Here is a 22,884-nt window from a genome sequence, read left to right on the forward strand (position 1 = left end):
CCCTCAGCGCCGCGCCACCGGGAACAGCCCCTGTGGGCGCCACAGCAGCACCAGCATCATCAGCAGGATGTTGGAGAACAGAGCCACCTTGGGGAACAGGAAACCGGTGTAGTTGGCCATCAGCCCCACCAGCAGCGCACCGACAAAGCAGCCCGTGGTCGATCCCAGCCCGCCGATGATGATGACGATAAAGATCAGCACATTCACCTGCGCACCGATCGCCGCGGTGATGTTCTGCTGGTACAGCCCCCACAGCACCCCGCCCAGCCCCGCCAGCGCCGCGCCCGCGACGAACACGCCGATAAACAGGCGCCGCACGCGGTAGCCAAGCGCTTCGACCATCTCGCGGTTCTCCACGCCGGCGCGGATCAGCAGGCCGATGCGGGTGCGATTCAGCAGCAACAGCATGGCGATAAAGATCACCAGCCCCAGCGCCATCGCGATCAGCCGGTATTTCTCGATCGCGGCATCGCCCAGCAGCACCGCGCCGCGGAAGGTGGTGGGCACCTGCAGCGCGATGGTCTCGGGGCCCCAGATCGCCTTGATCAGCTGCTCGGCCACGATCATGCCGCCCATCGTGATCAGGATCTGCTTCAGGTGCTGGCCGTAGACCGGGCGCACCACCACGCGCTCGAAGAACAGCCCGACCGCGCCGGCTGCGACCATTGCGGCTACGATCGCCAGTGCAAACACCGACAGGTTCAACGCCAGGCTGTCGGCCTCGACCCAGCCTGCCAGTGGCAGCAGGACCGAGGCGGCCACATAAGCGCCCAGCGCGATGAAGGCGCCGTGGCCGAAGTTGAGCACATCCATCAGGCCGAACACCAGCGTCAGGCCCGACGAGACGACGAAGATGATCATTCCCATCGCGAGCCCGGCAATGGTCAGCGTGAGCCAGGTCGACGGGCTGCCGACCAGCGGATAGGCCAGCAGCATCAGCAGCGGCGCCAGCGCCAGCGGGGTCCAGTCGAGCCGTACCTTGGGCAGGTCCGACGGTGCGGCGGCCGGCAATGTCGTTGAAGTGGTCATGTGTGTTGTCCCGCGTTACTGGTGCGCCGCCAGCGACAGCCCCAGCAACTTCTGCTGCAGCCCGTCGTCTTCAGCCAGCGCCGCCATCGTGCCCGTGTGCACCGTCCGCCCATCGTCCATCACCGCCACCGTATCCCCCACCGACTTCGCCATATGGAAGTTCTGCTCCACCAGCAGGATCGACACCTCGGTCTGCTTGAGCTCGCGGAACACATGGATCATGTTCTGGATGATGGCCGGCGCCAGGCCCTTGGTGGGCTCGTCGACGATCAGCAGCTGGCGCGGCTCGATGATGGCGCGCGCTACCGACAGCATCTGCTTCTGCCCGCCCGACAGCACGCCGGCGCGCTGCTGCCAGAAGGTCCTAAGCGCCGGAAACATGCGGAACACCCAGTCCAGCCGGCGCTCGTCGATGGCGCCGGTGCGCGCTGCCAGGCGCATGTTTTCGGCCACGGTCAGGTCGGAGAACACGCTCATGTTTTCCGGCACGTAGGCAATGCCGGCCTGCGCGATCGCGGGCGTGCTGTGGCGCGTGATGTCGGTGCCGTCAAAGGTCACCGTGCCGGTGCTGGCCTGCCACAGGCCCATGATGGTGCGCAGCGTGGTGGTCTTGCCGGCGCCGTTGCGCCCCAGCAGCATGGTCACGCCGCCGCGCGGCACCTCGAAGCTGACGCCGTGCAGGATGTGGTACGGGCCGATATGGGTCTGCACGCCCTGTAAACGCAGGATCGGCCCGGTTGCTTGTGCGTCAGCCATGGCTGCCCTCCTCTTCCGGCATGCCCAGGTAAGCCTGCTGCACCACCGGCGAGGCGATCACCTCGGCCGGGTCGCCGTCGGCCACCAGGGTGCCGTTGTGCAGCACGATGATGCGGTCGGCCAGCGAGCGCACCACGTCCATCTTGTGTTCGACCAGCAGCACGGTCTTGCTGCGGTCCTGGCGGATCTCGCGGATCAGGTCAAGGATCACCGGCACTTCATCCACGCTCATGCCCGCGGTGGGCTCGTCGAACATGAACACGCGCGGCTGCAGCGCCAGCAGGATGCCGACCTCCAGCTTGCGCTGGTCGCCGTGCGGCAGCGAGGCCACCGTCAGCTGGCGCTTGCCGGCCAGCGCCACGCGCTCCAGGATCGCCATGGCCTGCGCCTGCACGTCGCGGTGGCTGGTCCACATCGAGAACAGGTCGATGCCGCGCTGCTGGCGCGCCTGCACCGCCAGGCGCACGTTCTCCAGCACCGACAGCTGCGGGAACAGGCTGGTCAGCTGGAAAGCGCGGCCGATGCCACGGCGCGTCTTCTGCGACACCGGCAGGCGCGTCACGTCCTCGCCATCCAGCAGGATCTGCCCGGCCGTGGGCGGCAACTGGCCCGAGACCAGGTTGAAGTACGTGGTCTTGCCGGCGCCGTTGGGGCCGACGATGCAGGTCAGCTCGCCGGGCCGGAACGCGCACGACACCGCATTGACGGCCACATGGCCGCCAAAGCGGATGGTCAGGCCGCGCGTCTCCAGCAGCGGCTGCGCCGCGGCGGCAGTCGCGCCGGCGTGCCCGGCGGCCGGCTGCGACGGCGCCGGCGCGGACCGGGTGAAGGATGCTGGCGCGATCATCAGCGGTGGTTGCGCACGGGCACGGCCATTTCTTCGGGCTTGATCTCGCGCACGAGCTCAGGCACGCCCCAGGCGAAGGCCGGATCCACCTTGATCTTGAAGTGGTACATCGACTGCATGGCCTGGTGGTCTTCCTTGCGGAAAGTCATCTTGCCCTTGGGGGTGTCGAATGACATGCCTTCCATCGCCGTGATCAGCTTCTCGGTGCCGGTCTCGCCGCTGGTCTTCTTCAGCGCCTCCACCAGCGCGATGCCCGCGGTCATGCCGCCGGCCGTGAAGAAATCGGGCGGCGCCTTGAACTTGCTGTAGTGGTTGGACACCAGCCACTCATTGGCCTTGTTCTTGGGAATGCCGAAGTAGTAGTACGTAGCCCCTTCCATGCCCGGGAAGTTCTTGTAGCTGGCCATCGCCGGCAGGATGTTGCCGCCCGTGGCAATCTCGATGCCGTAGCGCTTGGGATCCAGATCCGCGATCTTGAACGGGTTGCCGGCACCGGCCCAGATAATGAAAATCACCTTGCGACCCGGCTTGTCCTTGAGCGAATCAAACAGCCGCTGCGCGCCTGCGGTGAAGTCCGTGGTGCTGGTCGGCAGGTATTCCTCATGCACGACCCTGGCGTTCTTCAGCGCGCCCTTGAAGGCCTTGACGCCGTCGCGGCCAAAAGCGTAGTCCTGCGCCAGCGTGGCGATCTGCACGCCCGGCTTGTCCAGCGCCACGGCGTTGGAGATTGCGTCCTGCGACGAGTTGCGGCCGGTGCGGAAGATATAGCGGTTCCACTTGTCGCCGGTGATCGAGTCGGCCACCGCGGGTTCGACCAGCAGTACCTTCTTGTATTCCTCTGCCACCGGCAGCATCGCCAGCGCGGTGCCGGAAGAGGTGGGGCCGACCGCGATATCGGCGCGGTCGTCGCTGTAGGCGGCGGCCAGCTGGGCCTTGGCCACGTCCGGCTTGCCCTGGGTGTCTTTCTCGATCACCACCAGCTTGTTGCCGTTGACGGTCATGGTGCCGTTGGTGGCGTATTCCAGACCCATCATCAAGCCGGTCTGGGTCTGCTTGGCGTAGGCCTCGAGCGCGCCGGTCTTGTCATAGACGTGCGCGATGCGGATGTCCTTGGCCAGCGCGGTGCCGGCGGCAAGCAGGCCGGCGGCCATGACCAGGGCACGTACGGCGAGTGGGTTGCGTTGCATTGCTGTCTCCTGTGTTCGGTCTCGTTTGTCTTTGTCTGGATGAAACCTGCTGCAACTGCCTGGGAAAGCTCTACAAACTATTCGCGCGCGCGCCCTGCCAGGAAGCACCGCATGCCGTCGGCAGTCTCGGCGCTGGCGATCTGTGCGACAAAGGCCGCGCGCTCGCGCTCAAGGCCGGCCGCCAGGGTGTCGGCGTCCCAGCGCAACAGCGCGCGCGTGCGGGCCACGCTGCCCGGCACCTTGCGCATGACGCCACGCGCCAGCGTCGCGGCATCGGCCTCGGCCGAACCCGGTGCGGCCAGCGCAGTCGCCAGCCCGAGCGCCGCCGCCTCCGGCGCGGCGACGATCGTATTGTTCAGCTGCCAGGCGCGCGCCCGCGGCGTGCCGACCAGCTGCGGCAGCATCGCGGTCCAGCCGCCGTCCGGGCTGAAGCCAACCACCGTGTAGTACGGCGCGATGCGCGCATCCCGCGCCAGCACCGCCATGTCGCACGCCAGCACCAAACCCAGCGAGCCGCCCGTCAGCCAGCCCTCCACCGCCGCCACCACCGGGCAGCGCAGCGCTGCCAGGCGCAGGATCGAACGGTTCAGCAGTGCCAGCAGCCGGTCGGCGTAGCTGGCTATCGCGTCGCCCTGCGCAGCGAATGCCGCGACATCGCCGCCGTTGGAGAAATTTTTCCCGGCATGCGTCAGCACCACGGCATGAATCGCCGGGTCGGCTTCAATCTCGTCCAGCGCGGCGAGCAGCGCTTCCAGCAACTCGGGCACCAGGCTGTTGTGCCGCTGCGGCCGGTTCAGGCGCAGCAGCGCCACGCCATCGGCGCGCGCCCACTGCACCAGGGGTTCTGCGTGGGCGTTCATCGCGGCTGCAGGCCGTGCGAGATCAGGTCGAAAGCGGTGTCGACCACCTTCTCCATCGAAGGCGGGCGCTTCCAGCGCGCATAGCGCATGCCCAGGAAGTTGCTGATGCCGATCAGGCACCAGGCGCGCACCTCGGCATCGCCGGGCACGATCTCGCCCTGCTCTTCGGCGCGCGTCAGGCGCCGGCTGTAGAGCTCGGCAAACACCTGGAAATAGCTGCTGTAGATGGTCTCATCGACCGAGTACGAATCAAGCACGATCCGGTACAGGTTCTTGTGGCGCGAAACGAAAGAGAGAAATGCCTTCAGCCCCAGGCGCTCGGCTTCCATCTGGGTGGCCGCGGCGGCAACGTGCTTGCGCAGGTGGGCGCGCACCAGTTCCAGCATGTGCGCGACCAGCGCGCGGAAGATGTCTTCCTTGTCCTTGAAATACAGGTAGAAGGTGCCCATCGCGACCTTGGCTTCCTGCGTGATCTCGGAGATCGACGCGGCGTAATAGCCTTTCTCACCGAACACCTTCTCGGCCGCGCGCAGCAGCGCCTCGCGCGTCTTCTGCCCGCGCGCGGTCTTGGGCGGGCAGATGCCGCCGGCATGACCGGGTTCGCGGGTTGCGCCGGGTTCGCGGGTTGCGCCGGTTTCGGGCGGTGCGCCCGTGTCGGTCTGGGACATCTTGTCTCCGGTGGCGCTGCGCGCCTTGTCATTGGAATGCCAGCCGCTTCATGTCTGCCGGCGCAGGCAGGTGCCTCCTCCGCGCCTGCCTGCGCCGGGAATCGCCACTCAGGCAAAACCTGATAGCTGATTCATGTTTCATCGTATAAATTGCCCACCGTGGATGTCAATAGAGAGGCACCCTCACCCGGTGGCATCCAGGCCACTGCCCTTTACCCTCCTGCCAGGAGAGAACCGTCGTTGGACGCTTCCGATTCGGCATCTGCCGGCCCCGCTTCGCCGCCGTTCGCCAGCCACCCGGCACGCGGCGCCTTGCCAGGCTGGCGCGAAACCGGCCAGGGACGGCCGCTGCTGTTGCTGCACGGCTGGTCCGTCACCGGCGAGGCCTTCGACGGCCAGCGGGCGCTCGCACTGGCGGGAATCCGCGTGATCGCGCCCGACCATGCCGGCCACGGCCTGTCGCGCGAGCGCGACGGCACCACGATCACGGCGCTGGCGCGCGACGTCGCCGGACTGGTTGCGCACCTCGGGCTGACAGACGTGGTGGTCGCTGGCTGGTCGATGGGGGCGATGGTGGCATGGGCGCTGCTGCGGGACCATTCGGGTCTTCCGCTGGCAGCGGTCGGCAGCATCGACATGACACCGAGGCTGGTGACCGATGCGGCCTGGCCGCATGGCCTGCACGGCCACTATGAGATTGCGCACGCCGCGCAGATGGCGGCCCGCATCCGGGCCGACTGGCCCCGGCTGGCGCCGTCGGTCGCGCTGGGAATGTGGTCGGCGGGAAGTCGCCCGGAAGGCGCCGCAATGCAACGCATCGCGCACATGGCGGGCCAGTGCGATGCGTTGGCGCTTGCCGCTTTATGGGAAGACATGGCGCGCCAGGATTTCCGGGAGACATTGCGAGCCACCGGGCTGCCGCTGTTCCATTTGTACGGGGAAGCCAGCCGGCTCTATGCGCCCGCGGTGGGCGCCGCCACGCTCGCACTGCGGCCCGGGGCGGGATTCAGCGTGGTGGCCGGCGCCGGCCACAGCCCGCACATGGAGCAGCCGCAGGCGTTCAATGCCGCGCTGCTGGGCCTGATCGCCCGGGCCGCGTCAGGCCAGCAGGCGGTAAGTCCAGAGGCCGAACGCGGTCAGCAGCAGTGAGCCGCCCAGGTGCAGCAGCAGGTGCAGCGCCGCCCAGCCGTAGTCGCCGGCAATCAGGTTCGCCACCACCTCGCTGGAAAAGGTCGAGAACGTGGTCAGCCCGCCAAGGAAGCCGGTGATGGCCAGCAGGCGCCATTCCGGCGGCAGGCCCGCGTGCGTATCGAAGAACCCGACCGCCAGGCCGACCAGGTAGCCGCCCAGCAGGTTGGCCGCCAGCGTGCCATAGGGTAGCGCGGGATTGATCGCGTTCCACAGCACCGCGAAGCCCCAGCGCAGCCACGCACCCGCCGCGGCGCCTAGGCCCACGGCGACAAAGCCGAGCGACCCCATCAGGGCTGGCTCCCGCCCTGCTTCTCCGGTGGTGCGCCAGCATCGTCGCCGCTGGCATTGAACGATGCGATCCCCCAGCGCTGGAGGGCGGCTTCGTCGGTCACGCGGGCGTCGACCCAGCGCGCCCCTTCCGGGGTGTCCTCCTTCTTCCAGAACGGCGCTTCGGACTTGAGGTAGTCCATGATGAACTCGCACGCGGCAAAGGCATTGCCGCGATGCGCCGACGCCACCGCGACCATCACGATCTGGTCCAGCGGCTGCATCGGGCCGACGCGGTGGATGATGGTCACGCCCAGCAGCGCCCAGCGCGCGCACGCAGCCGCCTCGATCTGCGCCAGCGCCTTCTCGGTCATGCCCGGATAGTGCTCCAGCTCCATCGCGCTGACCGCGCTGCCGTCGCTGACATCGCGCACCGTGCCGATAAAGCTGGCCACCGCGCCGACCGCCGGATTGCCGGCACGCAGCGCCGCGACTTCCGCACCGAGATCGAAATCCTCACGCTGCACCCTGACGCTCATCTCAGCCTCCGGTCACTGGTGGGAAAAAGGCGACTTCGCAGCCGTTGGCAATCGCCGTATCGGGGCGCGCCACCGCATGGTCGACGGCCATGCGCAGCGCGCGGCCTTCGGCTAGAGTTTCGGCCCAGGGGCCGCCGCGCTGAATCAGCCAGTGGCGTAATTCGCCCACGGTGCGCACCTCGGCCGGCACCTCGGCGCGCTCTTCGGCCACGCCCAGTTGCTCGCGCACGCTGGCAAAGAATCTGAGTTCGATGATCATCACTGCTTCTGCGTCCTGGTAATACGGGCCGGCTACGCGAGCAGGCCGTCAAACGGAATGAACTGCACGGTATCGCCGCGCGCGATCGGCTGGTTGGGCGGATTGTCGATCAGGCCATCGCCCCATACGGTGGAGGTCAGCACGCCCGAGCTCTGGTTGGGGAACAGGTCCAGCCCCCCCTCGGCATTGATGCGAGCGCGCAGGAACTCATTGCGGCGGTCGCCCTTCTTCAGCTCGAAATCCGCGCGCAGCGGCAGGCGCCGCGGGGTCACGCCGGCCACGCCCTGCAGGCGCAGGATGAACGGGCGCACGAACAGCAGGAAGGTCACGAAGCTGGACACCGGGTTGCCCGGCAAACCCAGGAAGAACGCCGGCTCAGCATCGTTGTTGACCTGCCCGAACGCCAGCGGCTTGCCCGGCTTGATCGCGATCTGCCACATGTCGAGCCGTCCTTCGGCCTCGACCGCGGGCTTGATATGGTCTTCCTCGCCGACCGAAACACCGCCCGAGGTGATGATCAGGTCGTGCCCCTGCGCCGCACGGCGCAGCGTCTCGCGCGTGGTGGCCAGTGTGTCGGGAACGATGCCGAAGTCGCTGACCTCGCAGCCCAGGTTTTCCAGCAGGCCGCGCAGCGTGAAGCGGTTGGAGTTGTAGATGGCGCCCGGCTTGAGCGGCTCGCCCGGCATCGCCAGCTCGTCGCCGGTGAAGAACACGGCCACGCGCACGCGCCGCACCACGTCCAGCTTCGCCTGGCCGACCGATGCGGCCAGCCCCAGCGCCTGCGGCGTCAGCCGCGTGCCGGCCGGCAGGATCACGCTGCCGGCTTCGATATCCTCGCCCGCGCGCCGCACCCATTCACCGGATTGCGGCACGTGGTTGACGATCACGTCCTCGCCCTCGGCGGTGCATTGCTCCTGCATCACCACGGCGTCGGCGCCCGGCGGGATCAGCCCGCCGGTGAAGATGCGCGCGGCGGTGCCGGGTTCCAGCGCGGTGCCGACATGGCCGGCGGGAATCCGTTGCGACACGCGCAGCCGCGTGCCGGCAGCGGGCACATCGCCCGCGCGCATGGCGTAGCCGTCCATCGAGGTATTGTCTGCCGGCGGCACGCGCAGCGTGCTGGTCACGGGCGCGGCCAGCACGCGGCCGTTGGCGTGGAGCGTGTCGATGGATTCAAGCTGCGCCAGCGGACGGGCGGCGCCGAGCAGCGCGTCGAGCGCCTGGGCCATGGTCAGCATCGGGGGGCGGGAAGGTGCTGCGGCTTGGGTCATGGTGCGATGTGGGAAAGTGTTGGCCCACGAAAAACGGCCCGCGCATTGCCGGCACCCACTTGGTTGGGGCAGGCAATCCGGGGGCCGGAGATCGGGCCCGCAGCCTGATTGTAGCGAGTTGGCGCGGGCCCGGCATGCGGCAGCGCCGCAGCGGGCTGCACGCGCCCGCGCGCTTACAGGCCGGTGTGGCCGGCGATGTAGGCCTTGACCTGCGCGGCGTCGGCCGGCATCACTTCAAAGCGCTGCGGCAGGCTCTCGATGCCCTCGAACCTGGCCGGGCGCTCCGGCTCGTGGCCAAGCGCTTCGCGGATGGTGTCGGCGAACTTGGCCGGCAGCGCGGTTTCCAGCACCACCATCGGCACGCCGGCGCCGAGATGCTCGCGCGCCACCTTGACGCCATCGGCGGTATGGGTATCGATGGTGATACCGTAGCGCGACGACAGGTCGCGGATGGTGGCCACGCGGTCGTCATGCGTGCTGCGGCCCGAGACAAAGCCGAACTCGCGGATGCGGTCGAATTCCGGCGTGCCCGACAGGTCGAAGCCGCCCTTCTCTTCCACGTCGCGGAACAGCGCCACCAGCTTGCCGGCGTCCTGGCCGAGCAGGTCGAACACGAAGCGCTCGAAGTTCGAGGCCTTGGAAATATCCATGCTCGGGCTCGAGGTGTGGTACGTCTCGGCCGACTTGCGCACGCGGTAGGCACCGGTGCGGAAGAACTCGTCGAGCACGTCGTTCTCGTTGGTGGCCACTACCAGCTTGTCGATCGGCAGGCCCATCATGCGCGCGATATGGCCGGCGCAGACGTTGCCGAAGTTGCCCGACGGCACGCAGAACGAGACCTTCTGGCCGGGGCCGCTGGTCGCCAGCAGCCAGCCCTTGAAGTAGTACACCACCTGGGCCACGACGCGCGCCCAGTTGATCGAGTTGACGGTGCCGATCTTCTGGCGCGCCTTGTAGTCGAGGTCGTTGGAGACCGCCTTGACGATGTCCTGGCAGTCGTCGAACACGCCTTCGACGGCGAGGTTGAAGATGTTGGCGTCCTGCAGGCTGAACATCTGCGCGGTCTGGAACGCGCTCATCTTGCGGTGCGGGCTCAGCATGAACACGCGGATGCCGCGCTTGCCGCGCATGGCGTATTCTGCCGCGCTGCCGGTATCGCCGGAAGTCGCACCCAGGATGTTCAGCTCCTGCCCGGCGCGGCCCAGCGCGTACTCGAACAGATTGCCGAGCAGCTGCATCGCCATGTCCTTGAAGGCCAGCGTCGGGCCGTTGGACAGGCCCAGCAGTTGCAGCCTGGTGCCGCCCTCTTCACCGAGCGTGCGCAGCGGCGTGATGTCGGCGGTGTTGTCGCCTTCGCGCGCATTGCAGTACACCTCGGGCGTATAGGTCTTGCGCGTCAGCGCGCGCAGGTCTTCGGCAGGAATATCGTCGCAGAACTTGCGTAGGATCTCGTAGGCCAGGTCGGCATACGACAGCTTGCGCCACGCTTCGAGCTCATCGGCGGTGACTTGCGGGTACTGGGTAGGCAGGTACAGCCCGCCGTCCGGCGCCAGGCCGCCCAGCAGGATCTCGGAAAACGATTGCGGCATCTCATGGCCGCGGGTCGACTGGTATTTCATGTGAATCAGCAGGTCCGGCCCTTAGTTCAGTTCTTCCATGCGCAGGCGCGTCACGGCGGACAGCACGGTGGGCAGCGCCTCGATCTTGGCGATCGCCGCGTTGACGTGCTTCTCGCGCGTGATGTGCGTGAGGATGATGATGTCGGTCTGCGGCTCGCCTTCGCGCGATTCCTTCTGCAGCATGGCGTCGATCGAGATGCCGCCCTCGGCCAGGATGCGGGTGATCTCGGCCAGCACGCCGGTCTCGTCGGCCACGCGCATGCGCAGGTAGTACGAGCTGTTGATCTCTTCGATCGGCAGCACCGGCACGCTCGACAGCTCATCCGGCTGGAACGCCAGGTGCGGCACGCGATGGTTCGGGTCGGCGGTGTGCAGGCGGGTCACGTCGACCAGGTCGGCAATCACGGCCGAGGCGGTCGGCTCGGCGCCGGCGCCCTTGCCGTAGTAGAGCGTCGCGCCCACGGCGTCGCCCTGCACCAGCACCGCGTTCATCGCACCTTCGACGTTGGCGATCAGGCGCGAGGCCGGCACCAGCGTCGGATGCACGCGCAGCTCGACACCGTCGTCGCGGCGGCGGGTGATGCCCAGCAGCTTGATGCGGTAGCCCAGTTCCTCGGCGTACTTGATGTCGATGGCTGACAGCTTGGTGATGCCTTCCACGTGGGCCTTGTCGAACTGCACCGGCATGCCGAAGGCGATCGCGCTCATCAGCGTGACCTTGTGCGCGGCATCGACGCCTTCGATGTCGAAGGTCGGGTCGGCTTCGGCGTAGCCGAGCTGCTGCGCTTCCTTCAGCACCACGTCGAAATCGAGGCCCTTGTCGCGCATCTCGGACAGGATGAAGTTGGTGGTGCCGTTGATGATGCCGGCGATCCACTGGATGCGGTTGGCGGTCAGGCCTTCGCGCAGCGCCTTGATGATGGGGATGCCGCCGGCGACGGCAGCCTCGAACGCCACGATCACGCCCTTGCGGCGCGCGGCTTCGAAGATCTCGTTGCCGTGCACGGCCAGCAGCGCCTTGTTGGCGGTGACCACGTGCTTGCCGTTCTCGATCGCCTTGAGCACCAGCTCGCGCGCGATGCCGTAGCCGCCGATCAGTTCGATGACGATGTCGATGTCGGGGCGGTTGACCACCTCGTTGGCATCGCTGACGATCTCCACTTCCCCGTTGGTCAGTTCGCGCGCGCGTTCGGTGTTGAGATCGGCCACGATGGCAATCTCGATGCCGCGGCCGGCGCGGCGGCGAATTTCTTCCTGATTGCGCTTGAGCACGTTGAACGTGCCGCTACCGACGGTACCGATGCCGAGCAGGCCAACTTTGATGGGGTTCATGGACAATCTTCTGAGTTGCTAAGGATGAATTGCGGCGCGGCCCGCGAAATCAGGCCGCTACCTTGCCGTGGCGTTTTCGGTACGCCTCGAGGAAGCGCGCGATGCGGCCGATGGCCTCGCGCAGGTCTTCCTCGTGCGGCAGGAACACGATGCGGAAATGATCGGGCTTGGCCCAGTTGAAGCCCGAGCCCTGCACCAGCAGCACCTTGGACTCCTGCAGCAGTTCGTAGATGAACTCCTGGTCGTCCTGCACCGGGTACATCGACAGGTCGAGCTTGGGAAACAGGTAAAGCGCCGCCTTGGGCTTGACGCAGGTAACACCCGGGATCGCGGTGATCAGCTCGTAGGCCAGGTCGCGCTGGCGGCGCAGGCGCCCGCCTTCGTTGACCAGGTCGTTGATGCTCTGGTAGCCGCCCAGCGCGGTCTGGATCGCCCACTGGCCCGGAACGTTGGCGCACAGGCGCATCGACGACAGCATGTTCAGGCCTTCGATATAGTCGATGGCCGGGCGCTTGTCGCCCGACACCACCATCCAGCCGGCGCGGTAGCCGCACGAGCGGTAGTTCTTCGACAGGCCGTTGAAGGTCACGGTCAGCACATCGGTCGAGAGCGAGGCGATCGAGGTGTGGGTGTGGCCGTCGTACAGGACCTTGTCGTAGATCTCGTCGGCATAGATGATCAGGCCGTGCTCGCGCGCGATGGCGACGATCTCGAGCAGCAGCTCGTCCGAATACAGCGCCCCGGTGGGGTTGTTCGGGTTGATGATGACGATGGCCTTGGTATGCGGCGTGATGCGGGCGCGGATATCGGCCGGATCGGGCATCCAGTCATTGGACTCGTCGCAGATATAGTGCACCGGCGTGCCGCCCGAAAGGCTCACCGCGGCGGTCCACAGCGGGTAGTCCGGCGCCGGCACCAGCACTTCGTCGCCGGCATTGAGCAGCGCGTTGACGGCCATCACGATCAGTTCGGAGGCACCGTTGCCGACATAAATATCGTCCAGGCCAACGCCTTCGATATTTTTTTGCTGGGTATAGTGCATGATCGCCTTGCGTGCGGCGAAAATTCCCTTGGAATCAGAATAACCTGCCGAATTCGGCAGGTTTCGCATCATGTCCTGCTGAATCTCTTCCGGCGCGTCAAAGCCGAACACGGCCAGGTTGCCGATATTCAGCTTGATGATCTTGTGCCCTTCTTCCTCCATCTGCTTGGCCTTTTCCAGCACCGGTCCGCGGATGTCGTAGCAAACGTTATTGAGTTTGTTGGATTTCTGGATGGGTTTCACGGCGATGTCGGGCAAGCGTAGCGTGCCGCGTCGGCGGCACCGGACAGGGAATCTGGGCGAATCTGAATTAATGCCGAAGCCCCGTGCGGAAGCCCCGCGCCGGGGCGACGTCCGCTGCAATGCAACGCGAACGTGGCAGACAGGGAGGCAAAAGCTATAATTTATCGGATTATGACAGACTTCGGCAGGGATTCTTGCATTGCAGCGTGCGCTTGCCGCGCACACGCCAGGCGCCTGCGCACTGTCGTCCATCCTGTCGTCCACACCGTACCCGCCCGGGGTGCCGGCCATCCGCCCCACGGGCCGGCCCGCCAGCCCGCGGCGGCCGCCGCAGAGGCCTCCAAGTGAAACTCCACGCCGACCAGCCCCAGTCGCTCAATACCGTCACGGCCTACGGGCCGGGCTACATCGAGATCAACCTCGTCCGTCACACCAACTCGGTCCTGGTCATGCCCGAGGGCGAAGTCCGGCCCTGGCCGGTCAGCCGCTTCGAAGACCTGGAACCCGCGCATTTCGAGCAGCTGGTGGAACTCGGCCCCGAAGTGGTGCTGCTCGGCACCGGCTCGCGGCTGCGCTTCCCGCACCCGCGCCTGACCGCGTCGCTGTCACGCCGCCATGTCGGGGTGGACGCCATGGACCTGCAGGCCGCCTGCCGCACCTACAACATCCTGATGGCGGAAGGTCGCAAGGTGGCGGCGGTGCTGCTGCTCGAACCCGAAGCCGCCTGATCTTTGCAAAAGTTGAGCCGGCGCCACGCTTGAAGTCCGGCAGGGCGCCCCAATCTGCCCCGCCAAGGTGGCAGCCCCCTCACCCGATTCTCCGATCCCCTGCCCCTCCCCCAGGAGCCACAAGCATGACCGTCAGTCTGAACAAGGCCGTACCCGACTTCAGCGCGCCGATGACCGGCGACGCCACCTTCCGCCTTGCCGACAACCGCGGCAAGACGGTGGTGCTGTACTTCTACCCGAAGGACAACACGCCGGGTTGCACCACGGAGGCCATGAACTTCCGCGACCAGTATGAGGATTTCCAGAAGGCCGGCGTACAGGTGTTCGGCATCTCGCGCGACAGCATCCGCTCGCACGAGAACTTCAAGGCCAAGCTTGAGCTGCCCTTCGAGCTGATCTCCGACGCCGACGAAGCCGTGTGCACGCTATTCGATGTCATCAAGATGAAAAAACTCTATGGCAAGGAGCACCGGGGCATCGAGCGCAGCACCTTCATCATCGACGGCAAGGGCATCCTGCGCCACGAGCTGCGCGGCATCAAGGTGCCGAGCCATGTTGACGAGGTCCTGGAAATCGTGCGCGGGATCTGAGGTATCACGTCGGTATCGGCCTTGCCTCTGCACGGACGCCAAGCCGGACGTGCTGTGTCGCAACAAGCCGTTGGCAAACCCAATTGCCAAACCCAAAACCTTCGGATACATTGGCCCGTAATGAGTTCAGATTCCGGATGCCACGCTGTTTCGACTCCCCGGCCCAGGCGGTTCGCGCCACAGGCCGGTAGCGGATCTGCCGTGTCGGCAGTCCGCAAAAGAGCCGCCAATCCTGTTATGCAGGCATGGCGGCTTTTTTGTTTGCAGCCGCGTCTGTGCTCATGCCTGTCCGCGCCGGGAGCCTCGCGCATGCATGCCCCGGCCATCGGCCGCCACGACGTATCGCGGCGTCGCGGCACGGACACCCTCGCCCCCTTCTTGTCCCCCTGAAAGGAATGCCAAGCATGCCGCTGCCTACCATGCCCGCCAAGCCTGCCCAATTGCTGGATCCGAGCGAGTTTGCTCCGGTCTCCGCGGTGCCCAAGGCCAAAGCCGCCACACAGGGCAAGAAACCTGTGCCGGCGCTCGAGCGCGTGGCATTGCTGGAAACCGGCGACACCGAGGTGCCTGAGGTCCAGGCCCGCGCCGCCGGTGGCACCCGTGCCCGCAGCACCGAGACCCCGGCCGTATCGACGCCTGCCGTCAATGCCGCACCGGTCAGCCTGGTCAAGCCGTCCACCGGCCCCACGCGCCGCGCCCGCAAGTCCGAAGGCCCGAGCAAGCTGTTCGTGCTCGACACCAACGTGCTGATGCACGACCCGGCCTCGCTGTTCCGCTTCGAGGAACACGACATCTATCTGCCGATGATGACGCTCGAAGAACTGGACAACCACAAGAAGGGCATGAGCGAAGTCGCGCGCAACGCGCGCATGGTCAGCCGCACGCTCGATTCGCTGGTGGGCGGCACCGACGGCGTGCTCGACGAAGGCCTGCCGCTGGCCAAGCTGGGCAACCGCGATGCGCAGGGCAAGCTGTTCTTCCAGACGCGCCTGAACGACATCAAGTTGCCTGAAGGCCTGCCGCAGGGCAAGGCCGACAACCAGATCCTGGGCGTGGTCAGCGCGCTGCAGCAGCAGTACCCCGAGCGCCAGGTCGTGCTGGTGTCGAAAGACATCAACATGCGCATTAAGGCGCGCGCACTGGGCCTGCCGGCCGAAGACTACTTCAACGACCAGGTCCTGGAAGACAAGGACCTGCTCTATGCCGGCGTGCTGCAGCTGCCCGGCGACTTCTGGACCAGGCACGGCAAGGGCGTGGAAAGCTGGCAGGACCCGAAGTCAGGCGCCATGTTCTACCGGCTCACCGGGCCGCTGGTGCCGTCGTTCCTGGTCAACCAGTTCGTCTACCTGGAACCGGTCGACGGCAGCCTGCCGCTGTACGCGCAGGTCAAGGAGATCAACGGCAAGACCGCGCTGCTGCAGACGCTCAAGGACTACACGCACCACAAGAACAATGTGTGGAGCGTTACCGCCCGCAACCGCGAGCAGAACTTCGCGCTCAACCTGCTGATGAACCCGGACATCGACTTCGTCACGCTGCTCGGCCAGGCCGGCACCGGCAAGACCCTGCTGGCGCTGGCAGCCGGGCTGGAACAGGTGCTGGACCAGAAGCAGTACAACGAGATCATCGTCACGCGCGCGACGGTGCCGGTGGGCGAAGACATCGGCTTCCTGCCCGGCACCGAGGAAGAGAAGATGCAGCCCTGGATGGGCGCGTTCGACGACAACCTCGAGGTGCTGCAGAAGAGCGACGACAGCGCCGGCGACTGGGGACGCGCCGCCACGCAGGAGCTGATCCGGTCGCGCATCAAGGTCAAGAGCATGAACTTCATGCGCGGACGCACCTTCGTCAACAAGTTCGTCATCATCGACGAGGCACAGAACCTGACGCCCAAGCAGATGAAGACGCTGGTGACGCGCGCGGGCCCCGGCACCAAGATCATCTGCCTGGGCAATATCGCGCAGATCGACACGCCGTACCTGACCGAGGGTTCGTCGGGCCTGACCTACGTGGTCGACCGCTTCAAGGGCTGGAGCCACAGCGGCCATATCACGCTGGCGCGCGGCGAACGCTCGCGCCTGGCCGACCACGCCGGCGACGTGCTCTGACACCGGCAACCTGAGGGCGCGCCCAGCCGGTGGCGGGGCGCGCCCGCAGTGCCTGAGCGCCGTCGTCAACGGCAAGCACTTTGGGGCTATGATGGCCCCATGTTTGCCGTTGCCCCGCATCCCCACTGGAGGCGTCGATGAATACCCAGCATCTGCCCGGCAGGCATGCGCCTGCCGTTGCCCGCAGCCAGCACAGGCAGCGCCTTGCGCTGGCCATGCTGGCAGCCGCCGGCATCGCGCTGGCCGCCAGCTGGCGCCCGGCCCATGCCGCCGCCGAAGAAATGGTGATCCGCACCATGGGCCCGGTCAGCTACGTCTGCGGCGGTGTCGCCGAGGACGAGCGCCAGGCGCTGGCCGCGAAGGAAAAGGACTTCAACATGGGCATCCTGTTCACACAGGGTGCGAACGGTGAATTCCTGTCGGACGTGGCGGTCAGGCTGGTGCGCGACGAGCAGGAAGTCGCCAGCTTCCGCGCCGCCGGCCCGCGCTGCCTGATACGTGCGCCCGAAGGCAGCTACAATATCGAGGCCAGTTACAAGGGCCAGGCCAAGTCCATCAAGGTCAGCACCGGTACGCGCAACGCCCAGCTACGCTGGTAGCGGCAAGGCTTCCGGTGCGCCGGCAGGCCTGCGACCGGAAGCCCAGGATGCCATTGCGCCGTACCCGAATTCCTACCCATCCATTGCGTGCACAGGGCCTGCTTGTCCAGGTCCGGCTGCCGCTGCTCTGCGCCGCCGCCCTGCTGCTGGCGGCCTGCGCCAGTTCCCCGCCTTCGCGCCACGCCGGCCTGCCGCGCACGCCGGGCAAGCCCATGATCGACCCCAGCGCCGGACTGGAAGAGATTTCGATCCAGGCGATGTCCCTGGTCGGCACACCCTATCGCTACGGCGGCAATACGCCGGACTCCGGCTTCGACTGCAGCGGGCTGGTGCGCTACGTGGTGTCGCGCGCGGCCAATGTGAACCTGCCCCGCACCACCGAGGCGATGGGCACCCGCGGCAGCTCGCTGGACCGCAGCGAGGTGGCATCCGGCGACCTGGTGTTCTTCAACACCACCGGCCGCGCCAATTCGCACGTGGGCATCTACGTCGGACAGAACCGCTTTGTCCATGCACCGTCGTCCGGCGGCACGGTCCGTCTCGAAGACATGGGCAAGCCTTACTGGGCCGCGCGCTACAACGGCGCGCGCCGCGTGGTCGCGGCGGTCAACCAGCCGCCGGCGCCGGTGGCACCCCCGGCCGCGCCACCGCTGCCTGAGCCCGCGCCGGCTCCGCTTCCGGTCGACGACGATCCCATCGCTGCCTTCGCCAACCAGTGAAGCGCCCAAACAAAAAGCCAGGCATCAGCCTGGCTTTTTGTTGGTACGGCCGCCCCCTGCCTTACAGGATATGCCGCCCGATCCACCATGCGATCGCCGCCATGAAGGCCGACGCCGGGATCGTCAGCACCCAGGCCCAGACGATATTGCCGGCCACGCCCCAGCGCACCGCCGACATCTTCTGCGCCGAGCCGACGCCGACGATGGCGCCGGTGATGGTATGCGTGGTCGATACCGGCACGCCCAGCGCCGAGGCAAAGAACAGCGTAATCGCCCCGCCCGTCTCGGCGCAGAAGCCGCCGACCGGCTTGAGCTTGGTGATCTTCTGGCCCATGGTGCGCACGATCCGCCAGCCGCCGAACAGCGTGCCCATGCCGATGGCCACGTAGCAGCTGACGATCACCCAGGTCGGCGGCTGGCCGCCGGCGACCACATGGCCGCTGGCGATCAGCAGCATCCAGATGATGCCGATGGTCTTCTGCGCGTCATTGCCGCCGTGGCCCAGGCTGTACAGCGAGGCTGAAACCAGCTGCAGCCGGCGGAACCAGCGGTCCACCCGCGACGGCGGCGTGCGGAAGAAGGTCCAGCCCACCATCACCATCATCAGCGAACCGAGCAGGAAGCCCAGCAACGGCGAGACCAGGATGAACGCCACCGTCTTCAGCAGGCCGCTGCCCACCAGCGCGCCCGTGCCGGCCTTGGCCACCGCCGCGCCCACCAGCCCGCCGATCAGCGCATGCGACGACGACGACGGGATGCCGTAGTACCAGGTGATGACGTTCCAGGCGATCGCCCCGACCAGGGCCCCGAATATCACGTAGTGGTCGACGATATTGACGTCGATGGTGCCGGTCCCCACCGTGGCCGCCACCTTCAGGTGAAAGACAAAGATTGCGACGACGTTGCACATCGCCGCCATTGCCACCGCATGGTGCGGCTTGAGCACGCCGGTGGACACCACCGTGGCAATCGAGTTGGCCGCGTCGTGGAAGCCGTTCATGAAGTCGAACAGCAGCGCGAGCGCCACCAGCAAGGCGATCACCCACAGGCTCATTTGTATGGTCTGCATGCCGATTGCCGCCTCAGGCGTTTTCCAGGACGATGCCTTCGATGATGTTGGCGACGTCCTCGCACTTGTCGGTGATCGTCTCGAGCTGTTCGTAGATGGCCTTCAGCTTGATCAGGCGCTTGACGTCGGTCTCGTCGCGGAACAGCTTGGACATCGCCGAGCGCATCACGCGGTCGGCTTCAGATTCAAGCTGGTCGATCTGCTGGGCGGTCTTCAGGATGGTGCTGGCATTGCCCATGTCCTCGAGCAGGCCCACCGCGATCTTGACCTGGTCGCAGCACTGCACGCAGATGGCCGCCAGGCGCAGCGCCTCGTCGGTCAGGTTGGTCACGTCGTACAGCGAGATGGTCTCGGCCACGTCTTCCATCAGGTCCAGGATGTCGTCCATGGTCGTGATGAGCTTGTGGATCTCGTCGCGGTCCAGCGGCGTGATGAAGGTCTTGTGCAGCAGGTCGATGGTGTCGTGCGTGATCCGGTCGGCCTTCTTTTCGGTGGCCTGGACGCGGCGGGCATGGGCCTCGGCGTTGGGCAAGTCGTTGACCAGTGCCTGGAGCTCATGGGCGGCGGTCACCGCGCAGTCGGCATGCTGGTTGAAATATTCGAAGAACTTGCCCTCCGTGGGCATGAATCGGCCGAACATGGAATGTTCCTTGTGGCAGCGTGCAGACGCTGCGGATTGTGTTGCGGATTGAGCGGACGCGTTGCATGACAGCCGCGAGGGCGACTGTCATCAAAGCGCAATATTTTACAGGGTTACGGGGATATTGCCCGCGAATTTGGCACAAACGAGACGGCGCCGCACAGACTATTGCAGGCCGGCTTGACTTCGTCAGTTGTCGTTGTCGAAGAAAGCCGGGCCGCCGCTGAAGTTGTCAAACTTCGTGAACTGGCCGAGGAAGGTCAGGCGCACCGTGCCGATCGGGCCGTTACGCTGCTTGCCGATAATGATCTCGGCCGTGCCCTTGTCCTGGGAATCCGCGTTATAAACTTCGTCGCGGTAGATGAACAGGATCACGTCGGCATCCTGTTCGATAGCGCCGGATTCGCGCAGGTCGGACATCACCGGACGCTTGTTGGGACGCTGTTCCAGGCTTCGGTTCAGCTGCGACAGTGCAATCACCGGACAGTTGAGTTCCTTGGCCAGACCCTTGAGCGAACGGGAGATTTCGGAAATTTCCGTGGCGCGGTTCTCGCCGCCGCCCGAACCTGACATCAGCTGGAGGTAATCGATGATGATCAGGCCAAGCTGCCCGCACTGGCGCGCCAGGCGCCGCGAACGGGCACGGAGTTCCATCGGGTTCAGTGCCGGCGTCTCGTCGATGAACAACTGCGTGTCGTTCATGCGCTGGATCGCATGCGTCAGCCGCGGCCAGTCCTCATCCAGCAGGCGGCCGGTACGCAGCCGGTGCTGGTCGAGGCGGCCGACCGAGCCAAGCATACGCATGGCCAGCTGGGTGCCCGCCATTTCCATCGAGAACACGGCCACCGGCAAGCCCTGCTCCACCGCCACGTGCTCGCCGATGTTCAGCGAGAACGCCGTCTTGCCCATCGACGGACGGCCGGCAACGATGACCAGGTCGCCCGGCTGCATGCCGCTGGTCATCTTGTCCAGGTCGATGAAGCCGGTCGGGACGCCGGTGACGTCGGTGGTGGAGTCGCGGTGGTACAGCTCGTCGATGCGCTCGACCACCTGGGTCAGCAGCGGCTGGATTTCCTGGAAGCCCTTCTGGCCGCGCGAGCCTTCTTCGGCAATCGCAAAGACCTTGGATTCGGCCTCATCCAGCAGCTCGCGCACCTCGCGGCCCTTGGGCGCGAACGCGGCCGAGGCGATATCGTCGGCCGCCGTCACCAGCTTGCGCAGCACCGAGCGCTCGCGCACGATCTCCGCGTAGCGGCGGATATTGGCCGCGCTGGGCGTGTTCTGCGCCAGCGAATTCAGGTAGGCCAGCCCGCCCACCTCCTCGGCCTTGCCGGCGACCTGCAGCATTTCATAGACCGTGATCACGTCGGCCGGCTTGGTGGCCGAGATCAACCGGGCGATGCTCTGAAAGATCATCCGGTGGTCAAAACGGTAGAAATCCGCCTCGGAAATGAAGTCCGCAATGCGGTCCCAGGCGGCGTTGTCCAGCAGCAGGCCACCCAGCACCGATTGCTCGGCTTCGATGGAATGCGGCGGGACCTTGAGGTTCTCGAGTTGGGGGTCGGCGACAGGCGCGTTCATGGGGAGGGATTATAACGGCGGGAGGACGCACTTCGCCGGACATTTGGCGACCGGGCAGGCAAAGACAAGCGGGCAACAAAAAAAGGCAGGAGCCGGGGCTCCTGCCTTTTTTGCTTGCGGCGCTTCAGCCGGCGCAGCGCGCCGGCAAGGCGGCACGTCCTTAGACGCTCTCACCCACGACCGACACGGTCACGTCGACCACGACGTCCGTGTGCAGCGCAACGCTGACCGGGTGGTCGCCCACCATCTTCAGCGGACCATTCGGCATGCGAACCTGGGCCTTTTCCAGCTTGAAGCCTTGGCCAGCCAGGGCTTCAGCGATGTCGGCGTTGGTCACGGAACCGAACAGGCGGCCGTCCACACCCGACTTCTGGCTGATCTGGACGCTCAGACCGTTCAGCTTCTCGCCTTCGGCTTGCGCGGCGGCCAGCTTCTCGGCAGCGGCCTTTTCCAGCTCGGCGCGCTTGACTTCGAATTCGGCGATCGCGGTTTGCGTAGCACGGCGGGCCTTCTTGCCCGGGATCAGGAAGTTACGGGCGTAACCGTCCTTCACCTTGACGATGTCACCCAGGTTGCCCAGGTTGATGACTTTTTCCAGCAGAATAATTTGCATCGTATTCTCTCCTTAACGGACCTAGGGCCTGATCAGTTCTTGTGCAGGTCGGTGTACGGCATCAGCGCGAGGAAACGCGCACGCTTGATGGCCGTATCCAGCTGACGCTGATAGTGAGCCTTGGTACCGGTCAGGCGGGCCGGCGTGATCTTGCCGTTGTCGCCGATGAAGTCCTTCAGGGTGTCCAGATCCTTGTAGTCGATCTGTTCCACGCCAGCCACGGTGAAGCGGCAGAAGCGCTTGCGCTTGAACAGCGGGTTCTGTTGCTGGAAGCGCTTCTTGTTCTTGTTGTCACGTTTGACGAATGCCATGATTCAATCCTTTTCGAATGCTTTACATCCAGTGATGTGAAAGACGAGAGCCTTGCTGTTGCGGTGCTTGCGGGCCAGGAATCCTTCGCAGTCGAGCAGCGTGCCGAGCGGTAACCGCTCCAGACGCTGGCCAACCTGTCCGACCCCCATCGCTGCGATTGCAAACTCGACCTGCCGCGGCGTTTGCGCCTCGACGGCCTCGCCGCTGTACTGCAGGATGCAGTTCACGACGGGGACCCCGGCCGGGGTATAGCGCAGGGCATCGCGTTCCGCCAGGGTGGCGGCAAGCCGAAGCTGGTTCAACGCGGGACCTCTTGCTGGTTGCAATCCATGCTGCCGTGGCCGACGCTGTCAGCCATGGCGCGCACCGCAGTCCGCACTCAGGCGGCCTGGCCTTCGGTGGTCGTTTGCGCGGCCTTGCGGGCTTCTTCGCGCTGCACTTCCTTCATCATCGGCGAAGGTGCAGTCTCGGCCTTCTTGGTCTGCACGATCAGGTGGCGCAGGACGGCGTCGTTGAACTTGAACGCGTGTTCCAGTTCAGCCAGCGTTTCCTTGCCGCATTCGATGTTCAGGCAAACGTAGTGAGCCTTGGCCAGCTTCTGGATCATGTAAGCCATCTGGCGACGGCCCCAGTCTTCCACGCGGTGAACGTTGCCGTTCTGCGAGGTCACGAGCTGCTTGTAGCGCTCGATCATGGCCGGCACTTGTTCGCTCTGGTCCGGGTGGACGATGAAGACGATTTCGTAATGACGCATTGACGCTCCTTTTGGATTAGCCACCCGGGCGTCACGAGTCCGGTGTGGCAAGGTTGAATAG

General features: G+C 65.9%; 26 protein-coding genes. 6 read left to right on the top strand and 20 right to left on the bottom strand.

The annotated features are described in order from the left end of the window. Positions 1 to 3 precede the first annotated feature (3 nt). The 6 genes from AC3WLE_RS25855 to AC3WLE_RS25880 form a co-directional block, all read right to left on the bottom strand. Positions 4 to 1,029: a branched-chain amino acid ABC transporter permease gene (locus AC3WLE_RS25855; RefSeq protein WP_492319956.1), complete on the bottom strand. Its 1,026-nt coding sequence runs from the start codon at positions 1,027 to 1,029 to the stop codon at positions 4 to 6. 15 nt (positions 1,030 to 1,044) lie between these two features. Continuing rightward, the gene (locus AC3WLE_RS25860) at positions 1,045 to 1,785 is read right to left on the bottom strand and encodes an ABC transporter ATP-binding protein (RefSeq protein ID WP_492319955.1); all 741 of its coding nucleotides are present in this window, start codon (positions 1,783 to 1,785) and stop codon (positions 1,045 to 1,047) included. Further along, positions 1,778 to 2,539 carry an ABC transporter ATP-binding protein gene (locus tag AC3WLE_RS25865; RefSeq protein ID WP_041227982.1) on the bottom strand — a complete coding sequence of 254 codons (762 nt, stop codon included), beginning with the start codon at positions 2,537 to 2,539 and terminating at the stop codon, positions 1,778 to 1,780. Before AC3WLE_RS25865 ends, AC3WLE_RS25860 begins: the two co-directional genes overlap by 8 nt. A 92-nt stretch (positions 2,540 to 2,631) precedes the next feature. Next, complete coding sequence (locus AC3WLE_RS25870) at positions 2,632 to 3,819, bottom strand: substrate-binding domain-containing protein (RefSeq protein WP_492319954.1); 1,188 nt, start codon at positions 3,817 to 3,819, stop codon at positions 2,632 to 2,634. 77 nt (positions 3,820 to 3,896) lie between these two features. After that, entirely contained in the window at positions 3,897 to 4,679 is a 783-nt protein-coding gene (locus AC3WLE_RS25875) for an enoyl-CoA hydratase/isomerase family protein (RefSeq protein WP_492357267.1), read from the bottom strand. Then, positions 4,676 to 5,347 carry a TetR/AcrR family transcriptional regulator gene (locus tag AC3WLE_RS25880; protein ID WP_492319952.1) on the bottom strand — a complete coding sequence of 224 codons (672 nt, stop codon included), beginning with the start codon at positions 5,345 to 5,347 and terminating at the stop codon, positions 4,676 to 4,678. The genes AC3WLE_RS25875 and AC3WLE_RS25880 overlap by 4 nt, the downstream gene beginning before the upstream one ends. A 240-nt stretch (positions 5,348 to 5,587) precedes the next feature. On the opposite strand from AC3WLE_RS25880, the gene AC3WLE_RS25885 reads away from it, so the two are divergent. Further along, the gene (locus AC3WLE_RS25885; RefSeq protein WP_492353354.1) at positions 5,588 to 6,496 is read left to right on the top strand and encodes an alpha/beta fold hydrolase; all 909 of its coding nucleotides are present in this window, start codon (positions 5,588 to 5,590) and stop codon (positions 6,494 to 6,496) included. Here AC3WLE_RS25885 and crcB read toward each other — a convergent pair. The 7 genes from crcB to AC3WLE_RS25920 form a co-directional block, all read right to left on the bottom strand. Continuing rightward, positions 6,446 to 6,826 (bottom strand): fluoride efflux transporter CrcB, encoded by a 381-nt coding sequence (crcB, locus tag AC3WLE_RS25890; protein ID WP_492319950.1) that lies wholly within the window; start codon positions 6,824 to 6,826, stop codon positions 6,446 to 6,448. The genes AC3WLE_RS25885 and crcB overlap by 51 nt on opposite strands. After that, the gene (locus tag AC3WLE_RS25895) at positions 6,826 to 7,344 is read right to left on the bottom strand and encodes a molybdenum cofactor biosynthesis protein MoaE (protein ID WP_011615581.1); all 519 of its coding nucleotides are present in this window, start codon (positions 7,342 to 7,344) and stop codon (positions 6,826 to 6,828) included. The genes crcB and AC3WLE_RS25895 overlap by 1 nt, the downstream gene beginning before the upstream one ends. Position 7,345: 1 nt before the next feature. Then, entirely contained in the window at positions 7,346 to 7,603 is a 258-nt protein-coding gene (gene moaD, locus AC3WLE_RS25900) for a molybdopterin converting factor subunit 1 (RefSeq protein ID WP_492319949.1), read from the bottom strand. A 32-nt stretch (positions 7,604 to 7,635) separates the two neighbouring features. After that, positions 7,636 to 8,874: a molybdopterin molybdotransferase MoeA gene (locus AC3WLE_RS25905; RefSeq protein ID WP_492319948.1), complete on the bottom strand. Its 1,239-nt coding sequence runs from the start codon at positions 8,872 to 8,874 to the stop codon at positions 7,636 to 7,638. A gap of 173 nt (positions 8,875 to 9,047) precedes the next feature. Further along, positions 9,048 to 10,493 (bottom strand): threonine synthase, encoded by a 1,446-nt coding sequence (gene thrC / locus AC3WLE_RS25910; protein ID WP_492353353.1) that lies wholly within the window; start codon positions 10,491 to 10,493, stop codon positions 9,048 to 9,050. Between the two features lie 21 nt (positions 10,494 to 10,514). Further along, the gene (locus AC3WLE_RS25915) at positions 10,515 to 11,825 is read right to left on the bottom strand and encodes a homoserine dehydrogenase (protein ID WP_010810475.1); all 1,311 of its coding nucleotides are present in this window, start codon (positions 11,823 to 11,825) and stop codon (positions 10,515 to 10,517) included. A gap of 49 nt (positions 11,826 to 11,874) precedes the next feature. Then, positions 11,875 to 13,110 (bottom strand): pyridoxal phosphate-dependent aminotransferase, encoded by a 1,236-nt coding sequence (locus AC3WLE_RS25920; RefSeq protein WP_492319946.1) that lies wholly within the window; start codon positions 13,108 to 13,110, stop codon positions 11,875 to 11,877. 344 nt (positions 13,111 to 13,454) lie between these two features. On the opposite strand from AC3WLE_RS25920, the gene AC3WLE_RS25925 reads away from it, so the two are divergent. The 5 genes from AC3WLE_RS25925 to AC3WLE_RS25945 all read left to right on the top strand — a co-directional run bounded on the left by AC3WLE_RS25925 (position 13,455) and on the right by AC3WLE_RS25945 (position 17,854). Continuing rightward, positions 13,455 to 13,838: an Mth938-like domain-containing protein gene (locus AC3WLE_RS25925; protein ID WP_018309168.1), complete on the top strand. Its 384-nt coding sequence runs from the start codon at positions 13,455 to 13,457 to the stop codon at positions 13,836 to 13,838. 125 nt (positions 13,839 to 13,963) lie between these two features. Continuing rightward, positions 13,964 to 14,428 (top strand): peroxiredoxin, encoded by a 465-nt coding sequence (locus tag AC3WLE_RS25930; protein WP_492352290.1) that lies wholly within the window; start codon positions 13,964 to 13,966, stop codon positions 14,426 to 14,428. 404 nt (positions 14,429 to 14,832) lie between these two features. Then, positions 14,833 to 16,536 (top strand): PhoH family protein, encoded by a 1,704-nt coding sequence (locus AC3WLE_RS25935; RefSeq protein WP_010810471.1) that lies wholly within the window; start codon positions 14,833 to 14,835, stop codon positions 16,534 to 16,536. 137 nt (positions 16,537 to 16,673) lie between these two features. Continuing rightward, positions 16,674 to 17,135 (top strand): hypothetical protein, encoded by a 462-nt coding sequence (locus AC3WLE_RS25940; RefSeq protein ID WP_492319944.1) that lies wholly within the window; start codon positions 16,674 to 16,676, stop codon positions 17,133 to 17,135. A gap of 47 nt (positions 17,136 to 17,182) precedes the next feature. Next, on the top strand, positions 17,183 to 17,854 hold the full coding sequence (locus AC3WLE_RS25945) for a C40 family peptidase (RefSeq protein WP_492319943.1): 672 nt from the start codon (positions 17,183 to 17,185) through the stop codon (positions 17,852 to 17,854). Between the two features lie 61 nt (positions 17,855 to 17,915). Here AC3WLE_RS25945 and AC3WLE_RS25950 read toward each other — a convergent pair whose 3' ends face one another. From AC3WLE_RS25950 to rpsF, 7 genes are all read right to left on the bottom strand, one after another. Next, positions 17,916 to 18,923 carry an inorganic phosphate transporter gene (locus AC3WLE_RS25950; RefSeq protein ID WP_010809518.1) on the bottom strand — a complete coding sequence of 336 codons (1,008 nt, stop codon included), beginning with the start codon at positions 18,921 to 18,923 and terminating at the stop codon, positions 17,916 to 17,918. A 13-nt stretch (positions 18,924 to 18,936) separates the two neighbouring features. Further along, complete coding sequence (locus AC3WLE_RS25955) at positions 18,937 to 19,563, bottom strand: DUF47 domain-containing protein (protein ID WP_010809517.1); 627 nt, start codon at positions 19,561 to 19,563, stop codon at positions 18,937 to 18,939. Between the two features lie 189 nt (positions 19,564 to 19,752). After that, positions 19,753 to 21,144 (bottom strand): replicative DNA helicase, encoded by a 1,392-nt coding sequence (locus AC3WLE_RS25960; RefSeq protein WP_492352289.1) that lies wholly within the window; start codon positions 21,142 to 21,144, stop codon positions 19,753 to 19,755. A gap of 160 nt (positions 21,145 to 21,304) precedes the next feature. Beyond that, positions 21,305 to 21,757: a 50S ribosomal protein L9 gene (gene rplI, locus AC3WLE_RS25965; RefSeq protein WP_492319942.1), complete on the bottom strand. Its 453-nt coding sequence runs from the start codon at positions 21,755 to 21,757 to the stop codon at positions 21,305 to 21,307. Positions 21,758 to 21,789: 32 nt separating this feature from the next. Continuing rightward, positions 21,790 to 22,068: a 30S ribosomal protein S18 gene (rpsR, locus tag AC3WLE_RS25970; protein WP_006163606.1), complete on the bottom strand. Its 279-nt coding sequence runs from the start codon at positions 22,066 to 22,068 to the stop codon at positions 21,790 to 21,792. Positions 22,069 to 22,071: 3 nt separating this feature from the next. After that, positions 22,072 to 22,371 carry a primosomal replication protein N gene (gene priB, locus AC3WLE_RS25975; RefSeq protein WP_492319941.1) on the bottom strand — a complete coding sequence of 100 codons (300 nt, stop codon included), beginning with the start codon at positions 22,369 to 22,371 and terminating at the stop codon, positions 22,072 to 22,074. 77 nt (positions 22,372 to 22,448) lie between these two features. Continuing rightward, the gene (gene rpsF, locus AC3WLE_RS25980; protein WP_010809513.1) at positions 22,449 to 22,823 is read right to left on the bottom strand and encodes a 30S ribosomal protein S6; all 375 of its coding nucleotides are present in this window, start codon (positions 22,821 to 22,823) and stop codon (positions 22,449 to 22,451) included. Positions 22,824 to 22,884: the final 61 nt, after the last annotated feature.

It is taken from the genome of Cupriavidus sp. FW306-1B-F12B, from assembly GCF_058781795.1.

Excerpts from the sequence above, each read along its gene's own strand:
- AC3WLE_RS25855 (WP_492319956.1), bottom strand. The coding sequence starts at position 1,029 with ATGACCACTTCAACGACATTGCCGGCCGCCGCACCGTCGGACCTGCCC.
- moaD (WP_492319949.1), bottom strand. The coding sequence starts at position 7,603 with ATGATCATCGAACTCAGATTCTTTGCCAGCGTGCGCGAGCAACTGGGC.
- AC3WLE_RS25960 (WP_492352289.1), bottom strand. The coding sequence starts at position 21,144 with ATGAACGCGCCTGTCGCCGACCCCCAACTCGAGAACCTCAAGGTCCCG.
- AC3WLE_RS25950 (WP_010809518.1), bottom strand. The coding sequence starts at position 18,923 with ATGCAGACCATACAAATGAGCCTGTGGGTGATCGCCTTGCTGGTGGCG.
- crcB (WP_492319950.1), bottom strand. The coding sequence starts at position 6,826 with ATGGGGTCGCTCGGCTTTGTCGCCGTGGGCCTAGGCGCCGCGGCGGGT.
- AC3WLE_RS25940 (WP_492319944.1), top strand. The coding sequence starts at position 16,674 with ATGAATACCCAGCATCTGCCCGGCAGGCATGCGCCTGCCGTTGCCCGC.
- AC3WLE_RS25915 (WP_010810475.1), bottom strand. The coding sequence starts at position 11,825 with ATGAACCCCATCAAAGTTGGCCTGCTCGGCATCGGTACCGTCGGTAGC.
- AC3WLE_RS25905 (WP_492319948.1), bottom strand. The coding sequence starts at position 8,874 with ATGACCCAAGCCGCAGCACCTTCCCGCCCCCCGATGCTGACCATGGCC.
- AC3WLE_RS25860 (WP_492319955.1), bottom strand. The coding sequence starts at position 1,785 with ATGGCTGACGCACAAGCAACCGGGCCGATCCTGCGTTTACAGGGCGTG.
- AC3WLE_RS25895 (WP_011615581.1), bottom strand. The coding sequence starts at position 7,344 with ATGAGCGTCAGGGTGCAGCGTGAGGATTTCGATCTCGGTGCGGAAGTC.
- AC3WLE_RS25875 (WP_492357267.1), bottom strand. The coding sequence starts at position 4,679 with ATGAACGCCCACGCAGAACCCCTGGTGCAGTGGGCGCGCGCCGATGGC.
- rpsR (WP_006163606.1), bottom strand. The coding sequence starts at position 22,068 with ATGGCATTCGTCAAACGTGACAACAAGAACAAGAAGCGCTTCCAGCAA.
- AC3WLE_RS25955 (WP_010809517.1), bottom strand. The coding sequence starts at position 19,563 with ATGTTCGGCCGATTCATGCCCACGGAGGGCAAGTTCTTCGAATATTTC.
- AC3WLE_RS25930 (WP_492352290.1), top strand. The coding sequence starts at position 13,964 with ATGACCGTCAGTCTGAACAAGGCCGTACCCGACTTCAGCGCGCCGATG.
- AC3WLE_RS25880 (WP_492319952.1), bottom strand. The coding sequence starts at position 5,347 with ATGTCCCAGACCGACACGGGCGCACCGCCCGAAACCGGCGCAACCCGC.
- thrC (WP_492353353.1), bottom strand. The coding sequence starts at position 10,493 with ATGAAATACCAGTCGACCCGCGGCCATGAGATGCCGCAATCGTTTTCC.
- rplI (WP_492319942.1), bottom strand. The coding sequence starts at position 21,757 with ATGCAAATTATTCTGCTGGAAAAAGTCATCAACCTGGGCAACCTGGGT.
- AC3WLE_RS25870 (WP_492319954.1), bottom strand. The coding sequence starts at position 3,819 with ATGCAACGCAACCCACTCGCCGTACGTGCCCTGGTCATGGCCGCCGGC.
- AC3WLE_RS25945 (WP_492319943.1), top strand. The coding sequence starts at position 17,183 with ATGCCATTGCGCCGTACCCGAATTCCTACCCATCCATTGCGTGCACAG.
- rpsF (WP_010809513.1), bottom strand. The coding sequence starts at position 22,823 with ATGCGTCATTACGAAATCGTCTTCATCGTCCACCCGGACCAGAGCGAA.
- AC3WLE_RS25935 (WP_010810471.1), top strand. The coding sequence starts at position 14,833 with ATGCCGCTGCCTACCATGCCCGCCAAGCCTGCCCAATTGCTGGATCCG.